Here is a 13,981-nt window from a genome sequence, read left to right as displayed (position 1 = left end):
CCCCGTACGAACCAGCCGTGGTTCCGCGCCGCTGAGACCCGCTTCACAGGGGAACCTCTACTTGGCGAACCCGGGCAGCTGCTCCGCGATCTTGGGCATGTCCAGTGCCCCTTGGCAGACATCGAGGACGAACCGCTCGGCCTCGTCCACATCGAAAACGGCGTTCAGCGGATGCCCGTTCATGTGGAGCCGAGTCGAGCAACCCGTAGTCACGCAACCGTGCGGTGCTACGCGTTCGTCCGCACCCGCGTAGCCACCCAGGCCCCCACCAGCGCCACCCCCGCCATCGGCAGGAACACCACCGCGAACGCCCCCGGGTGCGAGCCGGACGCACCCGCTTCCACCGCCTCGTGCACGGCCCCCACCGCTCCCCCGCCGAGCGCCGCGAACGCCGCGCCACCCGCCGCCAGCAGCAGGACGTTCGAGAGGCCGTCGGAGATCTGCAGGGCCGCGGAGTTCGCCCCCGCCTCCTCCGGCGCGGACAGCTTCAGCAACAGCACGCTCGTCGAGGCGATCACCACGCCCATGCCGAAGCAGCCGACGGCCCAGGCCACGGCGACCGTCCAGACCGGCACCCCGTCGATCAGCACGGCCGGCGCCGCCGCGATCGCCGCGGCGACCAGCACCATGCCGCCCACCATCAGCCGCTCGCGATGCGCTTCCGCGCGCGGCCGGGACTGTACGTACGAGCCCAGCGCCCACGTCCCGCCGCCGGCGGCGAGCGAGAGTCCGGCCATCGTCGGGGACATCCCGCGCTGGGTGACCAGCATCAGCGGGACGAACGACTCGGCGGCGATGAACGATCCGGCCGCCACCCCGCGCAGCAGCACCACCGCGGGCAGCCCGCGCGCCGCGCGCCCGGTGCCCGGGGGCAGCAGACCGCGCACCGCGGGGACCAGCAGGGCCACACCGGCGGCAGCGGGCAGCAGGGAGAACCAGTCCCGCTCCTGCCCGGCGTACTGGAGCAGACCGGCACCCAGCGAGATGCCCAGCGCGAGCGCGATGCGCCGGCGGTCGTACGGCACGGCGGGCGCCGACGGGTCGGCGGGGCCGGACGCCGTCCGCCGGATCGCGGGCAGCGCGAGCGCCAGCGGGAAGACCACCAGGACCGGAATGCCGACGAAGACCCAGCGCCAGCCCAGGTGCTCGGTCACGCTTCCGGAAGCCAGCGGCCCGACGACCGAGGGGATCACCCAGCTCGCGGCGAACGCGGCCAGGATCGACGGCCGCAGATGCTCCGGGTAGGCCCGGCTGATCACCACGTACAGCGCGACGATCACCAGCCCGCCGCCCAGCCCCTGCACGGCCCGGCCAGCGATGAACATCCACATGGTGCCCGCGGTCCCGGACAGCAGCAGCCCCGCCCCGAAGGCGCTGATCCCGGCGGCGAGCGGCGCGAGCGGCCCGCGCCGGTCGGCCCACTGGCCGGAGAGCACCATGGCGAAGAGGCTGGTGGTGAAATACGCGGAGAACGCGAACGCGTACAGCGGAATGCCGTGCAGCTCACGGGCGGCGACCGGCATCGCGGTCCCGACCGCGGTCGCCTCGAAGGCGATCAGGAACACGACGGAGACGATGCCGATGCTGAGCGCCCGGTAGGTCCGCCCGAGAACCCCGTCGGGCGCTGCGGCCACCGCTGTCCCGAGGGCTTCGACGGTGTCTTCGGTGCGGGGCGAGACATCGGCGTCGCGCGGTTCCAGGGCGGTCATAGGCCCAAGAGTAAGGGGCGAAATCCGTCATGAACCCTGTCGCGGGTCGCCCTGCTCTCGTCCCTTGGTCGTAGGACCGCCGACCGTGGGACACCCCGGGAACATGAACGCCGTATGGCAGTCGCATTGCACGGCGGCCCGCACTCTTGAACGGCCGGACGCCCCGGGCCTACGGTCGGGACATCGCAACAACGCACGACCGTGTGCCCGAGAGGCTCAGGGGCTCGACTGCAACTCGAGTTACACCGGTTCGAATCCGGTCACGGTCTCCACGCACCACCGCCCGCCCCTCGCACGCAAGCGCAGAGGGGCGGGCGGTGGCATGTACGGACCGCAGGAGGTCAGGAGGCGACCGGCGCCGCGTCGCCCTCACGCAGCGCGTCCTTCACCATCTCCCGCAGCTGCTCCTCGTCCGCCTTGCTGAGCGAGGTCTGCAGGAGCTGTCCGCCGAACTTGGCGATCTCGGGAACGACCTTGTCACGGGCCGCCGTCCGGACCAGCACGAAGACGGCCGCGCCGCCGGGCTTGAGGTGGGCGCTGACTTCCTTCATGAAGCCGTCGTCCACACCGGTGTCGGTCGCCGCCCCGCCCGCCGCACCCGCCGCCGCACCGACTGCCGCACCCAGGAACGGCACGAGGAAGAGCAGCCCGATGACGCTCCCCCACAGGGCGCCGCCGACCGCGCCGGTGGCCACGTGGTTGTTGGCCTGGTGCAGCTTGATCTTCCCGTCGCTCGCGCGTCGCTCGACGACGACCACGTCCTCCAGCTCGACGAGGTGCTCACGGTTCAGGGACAGCAGCTTGTCGCGGACCTCGTCGGCGGTGGCGAGATCGTCGTAGGCGATGGCGAACAGATTGCTCATACAGCTGACTCCTCATCTGTGTGCGTTACCGCACTCAGTATAGGAATGTATGACATTACGGACACTCGAACGGCTCCGCGGCTCGCCCACGAAGTTCCGGCCTTGATCGCTGAGTACGCTGCCGGCCGGCGACGGCCCGGCACTCCCCTGTCCTCGACGGGACGCGTGCCGGGCCTCACGCTTCCGCGGCTCTCCGGCTACCGCTGCCGTGGCGACTCACTGAAGGACCCGAAGGCCGCATGCTCCCGCGTGCACATGTGTTCCCCACGGTCGCTCGTGATCCGTAGGCCGGACACAGTTCTGCGCTGGTCGCGAGTACCCGTGCTCACGACCAGCGCAGGTGGACCACTCGGATCACACCGTCCGTGCCGGGGTCAGGACTTGGCGGTGGCGACCGCCGCCTGCGGCCTGATCGGGAGACGGTTGACCGGGCGGCCGGTGGCCGAGCGGACCGCCGCGGCCACGGCGGCCGGTGAGGTCACGACCGGGATCGCCGAGGCGGGCTTGGCACCGAAGGGGGCCACCACGTCGCGTTCCTCGACGAGTTTGACGATACGGATGTCCGGGGCGTCCAGCGCCGTCGGCAGCGCGTAACCCGTCAGGTCGGGGTGGCGGACGAGACCGCGGGCGCTGCGGAGGTTCTCCGTCAGGGCGGCCCCGATGCCCTGGGTGATGCCGGCCTCGATGCGGGTCGCCAGCTGGGACGGGTTCAGGACCCGGCCGACGTCCTGGGCGACCGCCATCTCCACGACCCGGATCGAGCCGAGTTCGATGTCGACGTCCACCACCGCGCGGATCGCGCAGAACGCGAGGCCGACGAAGGCGTCGCCCTGGCCGGACTCGTCGAGCGGCTCCGTGGGGTGGGGGCGGCACTGGGCGGTGGCCCAGAGCTCCTTGCCGTCCATCGCCTCCGCGACGGTCGTGGAGAGCACCCCGTCGTAACTGGTGATCTTGCCGTCGGCGATCTGGAGCAGCTCGGTGGACATGCCGAACTTGTGGGCCAGCGGCTGGAGGAGCTGGGTGCGGACCATCCTCGCCGCGCGCTCGACCGCTCCGGCGGAGACCCAGGTGTGCCGGCCGTGTGTCGCCGGACCGGCCGGGGGCTGGTCGGTGTCGACGGCCGCGACGTGGACCTCCTCGATGCCCAGGGTCTCCTGGACCACCTGGCGGGCCAGTGTCGAGAAGCCCTGGCCGGTCTCGACCGCGGCGCAGATGACGGTGGCGACTCCGTCGTGGACCCGGACCGTGGCCGTGGAGACCTCGTCGGTGCCCTCGGCGCCGAGCATGTGGACCATGCCGAGCGCGTATCCGACCCCGCGCCGCACCGCGCCGGGTTCACCCGCGCCCTCGGGGCCGCCGGGCAGCAGCCAGTCGTCCTCCGGGGCGTCCTTGGGCAGCGAGGGCAGCGGGAAGTCCCGTACGGCGAGGAGGAGTTCCGCGACCGGGGCGGGGCAGGTCACCGTCTGCCCCGTGGGCAGGATGTCGCCGGTGGACAGGGCGTTGCGCAGCCGCAGTTCGGCCGGCTCGATCCCGAGCTTGGCCGCCAGCTTGTCCATCTGGCCCTCGTACGCGGCACAGACCTGCATGGCGCCCTCGCCCCGGACATGGCCGGAGGGCGGGTTGTTCGTACGGACCGCCCAGCCCTCGATGAAGGCGTGCGGGACGACGTACGGTCCGCAGGCGAACGCGACGGCGGCGGCCAGCGACTCCGACGAGGAGTCGGCGTACGCGCCGGCGTCCAGGAGGATCTGGGCCTCGACCTTGACCAGGCGGCCCTCCGCGTCCGCGTGGTGGCGGTAGCGGAGCAGCGTCGGGTGGCGGTGGGCGTGGCCGAGGAAGGACTCCTCGCGGGTGGCGGCCAGCTTGACCGGGCAGCCGGTACGCAGCGCGAGCAGACCGAGCGGGAGCTGGAAGCCGGGGTCCTCACGGTCGCCGGTGGCGCCGGGCACTCCGGTGACGACGACCTTCACCCGGTCCGGTTCCAGGCCGAAGCAGGCGGCGGCGAGGTCGCGGTCGGTGTGCGGGTCGGTGGAGGCGGTGTAGATCTCCACGCCGCCGTCGGGGCGGGGCACGGCGAGTCCGGCCTCGGCGCCGATGGGTGCCGGGTCCTGGCGGCCGATGCGGTACAGGCCCTCGACGACGACCTCGCCGACGACCTCGGGGTCGCCGTAGCGCAGCGGGATGTGGCGGATCAGGTTGCCGTCGGGGTGCAGCGGCTCGGCGGCGAACGCCTTCTCCGGGTCGGTGACCGGTTCCAGCACCTCGTACTCGACGGCGATCGCGGCAGCGGCCAGCCGGGCGGTGTCCGGGTGGTCGGCGGCGACCGCGGCGATGGGCTCGCCGTGGTGGCGGACCAGGTCGGAGGCGAAGACGGGGCGGTCGACGACGCGGCGCCCGTAGTCGCTCTCGCCGGGGACGTCCTCGTGGGTGACGACCGCGCGGACGCCCGGCATCTCGGCGGCGGCCGAGGTGTCGATCGACAGGATGCGGGCATGCGGGTGCGGGGAGCGGAGCACGGCCGCCCAGAGCAGTCCCTCGGCCCACAGGTCGGCGGCGTACGGGAAGGTGCCCTCGGTCTTCGCTCGGGCGTCGGCGGGCCGCAGGGAGGCACCGAGGCCGAGCAGCGGCTGCTCGGTGTCGGGGCCGCTCGGGCCGTCCAGCGACGGGATGCTGATCGCCGTGTGGGTCGCGCCCGCCGCGGTGGCTGCGTCGCTCACGCCAGGCCTCCGTCCTGCAGATGGGCCTGCACACTACCCGCGCCCGGCGCTGCCTGGTGCGGGATGCGGGCCTCGTCCGGCTCCGCGGATTCCTGAGCGGGTGCCGAGGCCGCCTCGGCGGCGGCCTCGCGACCCGCGATGACCTCGTTCACGGCGTCGAGCACGCCGCGGTAGCCGGAGCAGCGGCAGAGGTTGCCGCAGAGCGCCTGCCGGGTCTCCAGCTCGCTGGGGGCGTGGTTGCCCTCCAACAGGTCGTGGACGGTCATCGCCATGCCGGGGATGCAGAAGCCGCACTGGACGGCGCCGCACTCGGCCAGGGCCCGTTGGACGTCGGACGGTTCGCCGTCGACGGCCAGGCCCTCGACGGTACGGACCTCGCTGCCCGCCGCCGTGGCCGCGGGGACCAGGCAGGAGGCGACGAGCCGACCGTCCACCTGGACGTTGCAGGCACCGCACTCGCCCTGCGAGCAGCCGTCCTTGGCGCCGGCGAGGCCGAGGCGCTCGCGCAGCACGTAGAGCAGCGACTCGCCGATCCAGGCGTCGGTGACGGGCCGGTCGGCGCCGTTCACGTGGAGCACGTAGGAGGCGGCGGGGTGCTCGCTGGGCAGGTCGAGCGGGGCGGCGGGCGCGTCGGCCGCGACCGCGTCGGCCGGGGCGTCGTCCGGCGCGGCATCGGCCGGGGCGTCGTCCGGCACCGCTTCGTCCGGGGCTGCCGCGTCGGGCTGCCCCGCGTCCTCGGGGGCGGGGTCCTGCGCGGCCTCGTCCTCCGGGGTCCGGTGCGCGGGGTCCTCGGGCGTGTCCGGGGCGGCTCCCGCCTCGGCGTCCTCGACGGGGGCAGGGCCGGGCTCGTCGGCCGGTGCGTCGGCGGCGGGCTCCGGCAGGTGGCCCAGGTCCGTCCCCAGCACCGGGGTGTCCCTGGCACCGGGCTGCGGTTCCTGCGGCTCCTGCGTCGCCCACGGCGCGGGCGCACCGCCCGGCAGCGTGGCCGGCGGGGTGCGGTCCGCGTACAGGCCGGCGGCCAGCGCGGAGGCCGAGAACTCGCCGGACTCCTCAGGGAGGTCACCGTCGGCGACGGGGATCGTCCACTGTCCGGTGTGGCCGGCCGCCTCGGCGTGGCCGCCGGACTCTGCGAAGTTCCACTGGCCGGTGGCGCCCCGGTCCCCGGGGTACTGGTCCGGGTACTCGTGGGACGCCTGCGGGCCGGGCTGCGGGTATCCGTACGGCGTCTGCTGCTGGTTGGGGTCCGGCCAGTGCACCGCGGCGGGCGCGGACTCCGCACCGGGGTCCTGCGGATCCGGCCGGCCGTGCCGGTCCTGCTGACCGTGCGGGTCCTGGTGGTCCTGCGTCGGTACGACCCAGCTGCCGGTGGCCGCCGGGTCGAGGCCGGCGGCAGGGGTCAGCGGAAGGATCATCGGCGGTACGTATCCCTGGCCGGGCGCGGCCAGCGGGATGTTCGCCAGGTCCTCCGGCGGCAGGTGGACGAAGGCGGTCGCCTCGGCGTCGTACTCGCCGCCCTGCGGGGTGGGCTCCCAGCCCCCGTGCTGATCGGTGCGGTCCTCGTTGCTCACGACAGTGCCCTCCCCAGCGCGCGTCGGGCCAGCGCGGCGACGGTGCGCCGCAGGTGCAGTACGGCGGCGGGCAGCGGTGGCGCCTCTCCCCCGTCGGCCGGTGGTGCCTGGTCCGGGATGCAGGCCGCGGCGACGTACTCGCCGAAGGCGGCCAGCGCGTCGGGGGCGAGGCCCCGTTCGCCGTCCCAGTCGATCAGTGAGCCGATCCAGCGTTCGGCCTCCAGCGGCCGCAGCGGCATCGGCGCGATGGCGCCGACCGCGCAGCGCACCCCGCGCCGGGCCGGGTCGAGCACGATCGCGACGGAGGCGGTGGCACGGCCGGGGCCGGTGCGTCCGGTCGCCTTGAGGAAGACCTGCGGGGCGTGCAGCAGGGGGACGCGGACGAAGCCGATCAGCTCGGCGGGCTCCAGCATCTCGCGGCCTGCCAGCAGGTGCGAGACCGGGATTTCGCGGCGCGCGCCGCCGGGGCCCGCGATGACGAGCTCGGCCTCCAGGGCGGCCAGCACCGGCAGGGCGTCGCCGGTCGGTGCGGCGGTGGCGATGTTGCCGCCGAGCGTTCCGGCGTTGCGGATCTGGGGCGGGCCGGCCGCGCGGGCGGACGCGGCGAGCGCGGGGATGAGGGCGGCGAAGTCGGGCCGCCCCATGCGTGCGTGGGTGAGACCGGCGCCCAGCAGGGCGTGGCCGTCCTGGTAGTGCCAGCCGCGGAGCTCGCTGATCCGGCCGAGGCCGACCAGTCCGGAGGGCCGCAGGAGCCCCCTGTTGACGGCCGCCATCAGGTCCGTGCCGCCTGCCACGGGGACGGCGGCGGGCATGGCGCCGAGTGCCGCCACGGCCTCGTCCAGCGAGGCAGGCAGCGTGACGGACTGCGTCGCCTGCGGTGCGTGCGTGGTCAACCCAGCTGCCCCTTCCCGGTGTCCCGGCGTCCGGCCTGTTTCGCCGTACGGTACGTGCTCAAAGCCCGGACGTGGCAACTCTGGCACATCTTCGGACCGGTCCGACGCGAGGGTCCGCGAAGGGTGTATCCGTCCCTGACCAGGGGAATGATCCCGTTTCGCACTTCTTCGGCACAGAGTGCGAATTGCCGCTCTTACACGTGCTTGTGTGACATATCCCTTCCGGTGGGCGAAGGCTCCCCCGGACGGAATCCCGCCCGAAACGGCGCCGCCACCACGGTCCCGGGGACCGTGGTGGCGGCAACCGGACCGCGTCCGGACTCACACGTTCGGGGGTGTTCCCTCGATCGGGCGCCCGAGGACACCGGGGCGCCGCTGCCACGGCAACGGACCGCCCGGCGGCCGGTAGTCGACACCGAGCGCGTCAAGTCGCGCGTAATGCGTGGCCATTCGGCGCTCGAAGTCCGCGAAGTCCCGGTCCGCGGGGGCGGGCAGGGCCGACCAGGCGACCTCGGCGAAGGCCGCGAGGCGGGGGAAGACCTGGTAGTCGACGCGGGACCGGTTCTGCATGACCTCGGTCCAGACGTTGGCCTGGGCGCCGAGGACATGCCGGGCCGCTTCCTCGGAGAGCGCCGGCGGTACGGGCTCGAAGCGGTAGACGTCCTCCAGGGTGCGGACGTACCCGATGGGCATCGGCTCGTCGGGACCGCCGTGCTGACGGTGGTCCAGATACACCTGCTGCTCCGGGCACATCACGACGTCGTGCCCGGCCTCGGCGGCCGCGATGCCGCCCGCGTAACCGCGCCACGAGGAGACGGCCGCTCCCTCGGCCAGTCCGCCCTCCAGGATCTCGTCCCAGCCGATGAGCCGGCGGCCGCGCGCGGTGAGCCAGGTGTCGAAGTGTCGGATGAACCAGGACTGCAGCTCGTCCTCGCCGGCGAGGCCGAGTTCCTTGATGCGGGCCTGGGCGGCCGGCGACTGCTTCCACTGGTCCTTGGGGCACTCGTCGCCGCCGACGTGGATGAACGGCGAGGTGGCCGCGGGGAAGAGCTCCAGCAGCTCCTCGAAGACGCCCTCGAAGAAGCGCAGGGTGTGGTCGGAGGGGGCGAGCACGTTCGGGTTGACGCCCCAGTTGTCCCAGACGGACAGCGCGGCGGTGTCGACGACGTCGGTGTTGCCCAGCTCCGGATAGGCGCTGATGGCGGCCTGCGAGTGGCCCGGGATGTCGATCTCGGGGACGACCCTGATGTGCCGCTCGGCGGCGTATGCCACGATCTCGCGGATGTCGTCCTGGGTGTAGTAGCCGCCGTGCGGGGTCTCGTCCCAGAGCTCGGACGCCCGGTGTCCGTACTTCGTACGCGAACGCCACGCGCCCACCTCGGTCAGGCGCGGGTAGCGCTTGATCTCGACGCGCCAGCCCTGGTCGTCGGTGAGGTGGAAGTGGAAGACGTTCAGCTTGTGGGCGGCGAGGAGGTCGAGGTAGCGCAGGACGTCGTCCTTCGGCAGGAAGTGCCGGGACACGTCGAGCATCAGACCGCGCCAGCCGAAGCGGGGGCGGTCCTCGATGTCCGTGAACGCGAGGGCGGTCTCGGTGCGGCCGTCGACGGGCGCCCGACGGAAGGCCTCGGGGCCCAGCAGCTGACGCAGGGTCTGGGCGCCCCAGAAGACTCCGGCGGGGCTGCCGCCCGTGATCACGACGCTCTCGTCGGGCTGGGTGGTCAGCCGGTAGCCCTCGGAGGCCAGAGACGGGTCGATGCGCAGCCGGACGGCGCGCGCGGCGCCCTCGCCGCCCGGTGCGAGCGGCAGGCCGAAGGCGGCGCCGAGCGTGGCGCGCAGCCACCGCTCGGTGCCCTCGGTGCCGGGCGCCGCCGCGATGGTGGTGGACGGGTCCAGGACGAATCCGCACCGCCCTTGGTCACCGACGCTCACGGGCGCCGGGATCAGTTCCATGTCCATGTCGTCAGTCCTTAACCGCTCCGCCCAGTCCCGAGACCAGGCGTCGCTGTACGAGTACGAAGAAGACCAGCACGGGAACGGTCATCACCGTCGAGGCTGCCATGATCCCTCCCCAGTCGTTTTCGTCGGGTTTGAAGAAGACCAGCAGCGCCATCGGGAGCGTCGACTGGGAGGTGTCGCTGATGAGGAAGGACTTCGCGAACAGGAAGTCGTTCCAGGTCGAGATGAACGAGAAGACGCTGGTCGCGACCAGTCCCGGGAAGACCAGCGGGAAGAGGATCTGCCACAGGAAGCGGGTACGGCTCGCCCCGTCGATGTACGCGGCCTCCTCCAGGGCCTCCGGGACGGCCTTGACGAAGCCCCGCAGCATCCAGATCGCGAACGGCAGCGAGAAGGCCAGGTGCGGCAGGATCAGCGAACCGAGCGTGTTCAGCTGGCCGAAGTCCCGCATCAGGAAGAACAGCGGGATGGTCAGCGCCTCGACCGGCACCATCTGCGCGACCAGGAACATGATCAGCAGAGTGGTCCGGAAGCGGAACCGGAACCGGGTCACCGCCGTGGCCGCCAGGAAGGCGACCAGCGCGGAGACCACGACGACCGTGCCGGCGACGAGCAGGCTGTTGAGGAAGTAGCGCCCGAAGTCCTGCTGCTGGAAGACCCGGCGGAAGGAGTCCAGGGACGGCGACAGCGTCCACGGGCGCGGGTGCGCGGACTGGATCTCGCCCGCCGGTTTGATGGCGGAGAGCACCATCCAGTACAGCGGGAAGGCGACGGCGGCGGCGATCAGCAGGGCCGCGGCCTCGGCGGCGAGCCGGCCGGGCCGGCGGACGCGCAACAGGGTCGGCAGGCTCACAGTTCCTCCCCCTGGCGCCGCACCAGGCGCAGATGGACAAGCGTGACGGCCAGCAGGATCACCAGCATCACGACACCGATCGCGGAGCCGAGGCTGTACTGCGAGGACGCGAACGCCTTCTGGTACGCGTACACGTTGAGCACCAGGTTCTGGCCCGCGATGCCGCCGCCGTTGGTCATGACGTAGATCTGGGTGAAGACCTTGAAGTCCCAGATGACCGACTGGATGGTGACGACGACCAGGATCGGCCGCAGCATCGGCGCCATGACCGACCGCCAGATCCGCCACTGCGAGGCCCCGTCCAGCGCGGCCGCCTCCAGGACTTCGGTGGGGATCGCCCGGATGCCCGCGTACACGGTCACCATCACGAACGGGAACGAGCACCACAGGACTTCGAGGAGCACCAGCGCGAAGGCGCTGTAGCGCCCGTACGTCCAGGAGTGGTCACCGAGCCCCAGCACCCGGTTGACCGGCCCGAAGTCGGCGTCGAAGAGGAAGACCCAGACGGTCGAGCCGGTGATCGCCGGGGTCGCCCAGGCGCCGAGCGCGGCCATCATCAGCGCGAGCCGCGGCACGGCCCGCACCCGGGTCAGCAGGACGGCCAGCGCGCAGCCGGTCAGCAGGGTCGCCAGTACGCAGGCCGCGGCGAAGACCACGGTGGCCAGGAGCACCTGCCAGAACTGGCTGTCGTGGAAGAGCGTCGCGTAGTTGCCGAAGCCCTGGAAGGTGGCCGGCTCACCACCGCTGACCTGGGCCTGGGTGTACTCCAGGAAGGAGATCAGGCCCAGTTGGTAGATCGGGTAGACCAGCAGCCCGCCGATCAGGACGAGTGCGGGCAGCAGATAGAGCCAGGGGGTCCAGCCCGGCCGCCCGGCCGGTGAGGCCGGGCGGCGGCGCCGGAGCGGGCGCGGAGGGGGAGCGTCCGTTCCGGGTACGGGGGGCGGCGCTTTGTACGCCGTGCTGTTGGCCGTCATCGTCAGCCCGCGTCGGCGAACGCCGCGTCCATCTTCTTCGCCGCGTCGTCCGAGGCCTTCGCCACGTCCTTACGGCCGCTGACGATCTCCTGGAACATCGTCGGCAGGATCAGCGAGGAGTCGATCTGCCCCCAGGCCGGCGAGGCGGGCACGAACCTGGCGCCCGCGCCGAGTGTTTCGACGAACGGCTCCACGAACGGCTCCCGCTTCGCCGCATCGGCCCGCACGTCCGTGTACGTCGGCAGGAAGCCCATCGCGTCGAACATCCTGGCCTGGGTCGCCTTGCCGGTCAGCGCCTTCATCAGGTCGACGGCCAGCGTGCGGTGCGCGCTGCTCTTCAGTACGCCGATGTTGTTCCCGCCCGCGAACGCCGGGGCGACGGAGCCCTCGGCCACTCCCGGCAGCGGCACGACCGCGTACTTGCCCTTCACCGTGCCTGCCTCGACGGCCGTGTGGCTGAAGTCGCCGCCGATGGCCATCGCGGCCTTGCCGGCGGCGAAGGCGGTGACGGTCGCGTTGCCGCCCATGGCGGCGCACTTGGCGGCCGGGCAGTTGGTGTCGCCGAAGAGCGAGGTGTAGGCCTCGATGCCCTTGCGTGCCTTGTCGCTGTTGATGGCCGCCTTGTACGAGGAGGCGCTCCCGTCGGCCAGTTCGCCGCCGTTGGCCCAGATGAAGGGCATCGCGCCGTAGGTGTACGCGCCGCCGACCGCGAGCCCGTACAGGTCCGGCTTCTTCCGGTGGATCTTCCTTGCGGTGGAGATCAGTTCGGCCTGGGACTTGGGGGCCTTGATCCCCAGCTCCGCGAAGACGTCGGTGCGGTAGTACAGCGCCCGTACGCCGACGAAGAGCGGGGCCCCGTAGACCTTGCCGTCGACCGTCACCGACTGCCTGGCGGTCGGGTCGGTGTCCTTGGCCTCGTCCCAGGCGGCGAACTCCGTGCTCACATCGGCCAGTCCGCCGTCCTTGACGTAGCCGGCGGTGTCCGTGTTGCCGTACTCGATGAGGTCGGGGGCGCTCTTGGGGTCGTTGAACGCGGCCTTGACGCGCTGGGCGCGGGTCTCGACGGGTATGTACTCGATCTCGACCTTCGCGCCCTTGTGGGTCTTCCCGAAGCCGGCGACCGCGGCGTCGACGACCTTCTCCTTGGGCTTGTTGCCGACCTCCTGGAACAGCCAGACGCGCAGCGTGCCGGTCTTCTCGTCGCTCTTGGCGCCGTTGTCGGAGGTCTGCGGCGCTCCGCAGGCGGTGGCGGTCAGGCCGGCCAGCACAAGGGCCGCGGCCGGGGCGGCAATTCGGGCAGAAATCTTCATCCGGGAACCCCTACCGGTAGGCGTTGCAGCATGCGCAACGCTCGTTTCGTTCTGCACAACTTGCAGGAGGGTAGGTCCGGACCAGGTCGCCGACAAGTGGTCTCCACCACTCTGTGACCGTCGGGAGCAGCCCGTGCAACGCCGGCGGCCGCGCACGAAGAAGAGCCCCCGGGGCACGCGACTGCGTGCCCCGGGGGCTCTCCCGGGCTGTCCGGTGGTGCGGGTGGGACTACTTCTTGTCCTTGCCGCCCTTGCCCTTGTCCTTGTCGCCGCCGGCGCCCATGGACTCGTAGATCTCCTTGCACATGGGGCAGACCGGGTACTTCTTGGGGTCACGCCCCGGTACCCAGACCTTGCCGCACAGCGCGACCACGGGGGTGCCCTCCAGGGCACTCGCCATGATCTTGTCCTTCTGGACGTAATGGGCGTAGCGCTCGTGGTCGCCGTCGCCGTTCGACACCTGTGGTGTCGGCTCCACGAGGGTTCCGGTGCCTGACCCGCGCTCGGGCTCAAGAGTGCTCATAACCGCCAAGCGTACTGAAAGACCCGGCATCAGTTCAGCGAAGGGTCGTCCGGATACGTGGCGATCATGGCCAGTTCGCTGCGCTGACGGCGCAGGACCGCCCGCCAGAGACTTTCCGGGCGGGGCGAGGAGACATCGCCGGGTTCCGACTCGACGACGTACCAGGCACCCTCGGACAGTTCCGTCTCCAGCTGGCCGGGGCCCCAGCCCGCGTAACCGGCGAAGATCCGCAGCGAGCCGAGGGCCGCGGCCAGCAGCTCAGGGGGCGTCTCCAGGTCCACCAGACCGATCGCCCCGTACACCCGGCGCCAGCCCAGGGGGCCCTCGTCGCCGGGGATCACCGCCACACCGAGCGCCGAGTCCAGCGAGACGGGGCCGCCCTGGAAGACGACGTCCGGCTCACCGGTCAGCTCCGCCCAGGACGCGAGGATGTCACCGACGCCGACCGGGGTCGGGCGGTTCAGGACCACGCCGAGCGAGCCCTCCTCGTCGTGGTCGAGGAGCAGCACCACCGCACGGTCGAAATTCGGGTCGGCGAGGGCGGGTGTGGCCACGAGCAGTCGCCCTGTGAGCGAGGACACCTCCGTCATGGCAGAAATGATCCCGCATCTTCGG

General features: G+C 72.1%; 11 protein-coding genes, 1 tRNA gene and 1 pseudogene. 1 reads left to right on the top strand and 12 read right to left on the bottom strand.

Going from position 1 to position 13,981, the window contains the following annotated elements; genetic code table 11:
• Positions 1–57 precede the first annotated feature (57 nt).
• Positions 58–189 (bottom strand): annotated as a pseudogene (locus OG912_RS22165) (death-on-curing protein); the annotation flags it as partial.
• Positions 190–227: 38 nt separating this feature from the next.
• On the bottom strand, positions 228–1,709 hold the full coding sequence (locus OG912_RS22160; RefSeq protein ID WP_327710926.1) for an MFS transporter: 1,482 nt from the start codon (positions 1,707–1,709) through the stop codon (positions 228–230).
• A 197-nt stretch (positions 1,710–1,906) separates the two neighbouring features.
• On the opposite strand from OG912_RS22160, the gene OG912_RS22155 reads away from it, so the two are divergent.
• A tRNA-Cys gene (locus tag OG912_RS22155) sits at positions 1,907–1,981 on the top strand.
• 69 nt (positions 1,982–2,050) lie between these two features.
• Here OG912_RS22155 and OG912_RS22150 read toward each other — a convergent pair.
• From OG912_RS22150 to OG912_RS22105, 10 genes are all read right to left on the bottom strand, one after another.
• Positions 2,051–2,572, bottom strand: coding sequence for a DUF1269 domain-containing protein (locus tag OG912_RS22150; protein ID WP_327710925.1), 522 nt, complete (start codon positions 2,570–2,572; stop codon positions 2,051–2,053).
• Between the two features lie 374 nt (positions 2,573–2,946).
• Positions 2,947–5,289, bottom strand: coding sequence for a xanthine dehydrogenase family protein molybdopterin-binding subunit (locus OG912_RS22145; protein ID WP_327710924.1), 2,343 nt, complete (start codon positions 5,287–5,289; stop codon positions 2,947–2,949).
• The gene (locus OG912_RS22140; RefSeq protein WP_327710923.1) at positions 5,286–6,857 is read right to left on the bottom strand and encodes a (2Fe-2S)-binding protein; all 1,572 of its coding nucleotides are present in this window, start codon (positions 6,855–6,857) and stop codon (positions 5,286–5,288) included. Before OG912_RS22140 ends, OG912_RS22145 begins: the two co-directional genes overlap by 4 nt.
• Positions 6,854–7,750: an FAD binding domain-containing protein gene (locus OG912_RS22135; RefSeq protein WP_326736452.1), complete on the bottom strand. Its 897-nt coding sequence runs from the start codon at positions 7,748–7,750 to the stop codon at positions 6,854–6,856. Before OG912_RS22135 ends, OG912_RS22140 begins: the two co-directional genes overlap by 4 nt.
• A 321-nt stretch (positions 7,751–8,071) precedes the next feature.
• Positions 8,072–9,706 carry a beta-N-acetylhexosaminidase gene (locus OG912_RS22130; RefSeq protein WP_327710922.1) on the bottom strand — a complete coding sequence of 545 codons (1,635 nt, stop codon included), beginning with the start codon at positions 9,704–9,706 and terminating at the stop codon, positions 8,072–8,074.
• Positions 9,707–9,710: 4 nt separating this feature from the next.
• Positions 9,711–10,559: a carbohydrate ABC transporter permease gene (locus tag OG912_RS22125; RefSeq protein ID WP_327710921.1), complete on the bottom strand. Its 849-nt coding sequence runs from the start codon at positions 10,557–10,559 to the stop codon at positions 9,711–9,713.
• Complete coding sequence (locus OG912_RS22120) at positions 10,556–11,533, bottom strand: carbohydrate ABC transporter permease (protein ID WP_327710920.1); 978 nt, start codon at positions 11,531–11,533, stop codon at positions 10,556–10,558. The genes OG912_RS22125 and OG912_RS22120 overlap by 4 nt, the downstream gene beginning before the upstream one ends.
• A 2-nt stretch (positions 11,534–11,535) precedes the next feature.
• Positions 11,536–12,843 (bottom strand): extracellular solute-binding protein, encoded by a 1,308-nt coding sequence (locus tag OG912_RS22115; protein ID WP_327710919.1) that lies wholly within the window; start codon positions 12,841–12,843, stop codon positions 11,536–11,538.
• A 229-nt stretch (positions 12,844–13,072) separates the two neighbouring features.
• On the bottom strand, positions 13,073–13,366 hold the full coding sequence (locus tag OG912_RS22110; RefSeq protein ID WP_148018922.1) for a DUF3039 domain-containing protein: 294 nt from the start codon (positions 13,364–13,366) through the stop codon (positions 13,073–13,075).
• A 29-nt stretch (positions 13,367–13,395) separates the two neighbouring features.
• Positions 13,396–13,956 carry a YqgE/AlgH family protein gene (locus tag OG912_RS22105; RefSeq protein ID WP_326736457.1) on the bottom strand — a complete coding sequence of 187 codons (561 nt, stop codon included), beginning with the start codon at positions 13,954–13,956 and terminating at the stop codon, positions 13,396–13,398.
• Between the last annotated feature and the right edge of the window lie 25 nt (positions 13,957–13,981).

The organism is Streptomyces sp. NBC_00464, from assembly GCF_036013915.1.
Lineage (GTDB): Bacteria > Actinomycetota > Actinomycetes > Streptomycetales > Streptomycetaceae > Streptomyces.
The sequence above is the reverse complement of the archived record's forward strand: the minus strand, read 5'-3'. Positions and strand labels throughout refer to the sequence as shown.

Coding starts and splice junctions, on each gene's coding strand:
- OG912_RS22160 (WP_327710926.1), bottom strand. CDS start 1,709: ATGACCGCCCTGGAACCGCGCGACGCCGATGTCTCGCCCCGCACCGAA.
- OG912_RS22150 (WP_327710925.1), bottom strand. CDS start 2,572: ATGAGCAATCTGTTCGCCATCGCCTACGACGATCTCGCCACCGCCGAC.
- OG912_RS22130 (WP_327710922.1), bottom strand. CDS start 9,706: ATGGACATGGAACTGATCCCGGCGCCCGTGAGCGTCGGTGACCAAGGG.
- OG912_RS22120 (WP_327710920.1), bottom strand. CDS start 11,533: ATGACGGCCAACAGCACGGCGTACAAAGCGCCGCCCCCCGTACCCGGA.
- OG912_RS22115 (WP_327710919.1), bottom strand. CDS start 12,843: ATGAAGATTTCTGCCCGAATTGCCGCCCCGGCCGCGGCCCTTGTGCTG.
- OG912_RS22110 (WP_148018922.1), bottom strand. CDS start 13,366: ATGAGCACTCTTGAGCCCGAGCGCGGGTCAGGCACCGGAACCCTCGTG.
- OG912_RS22105 (WP_326736457.1), bottom strand. CDS start 13,956: ATGACGGAGGTGTCCTCGCTCACAGGGCGACTGCTCGTGGCCACACCC.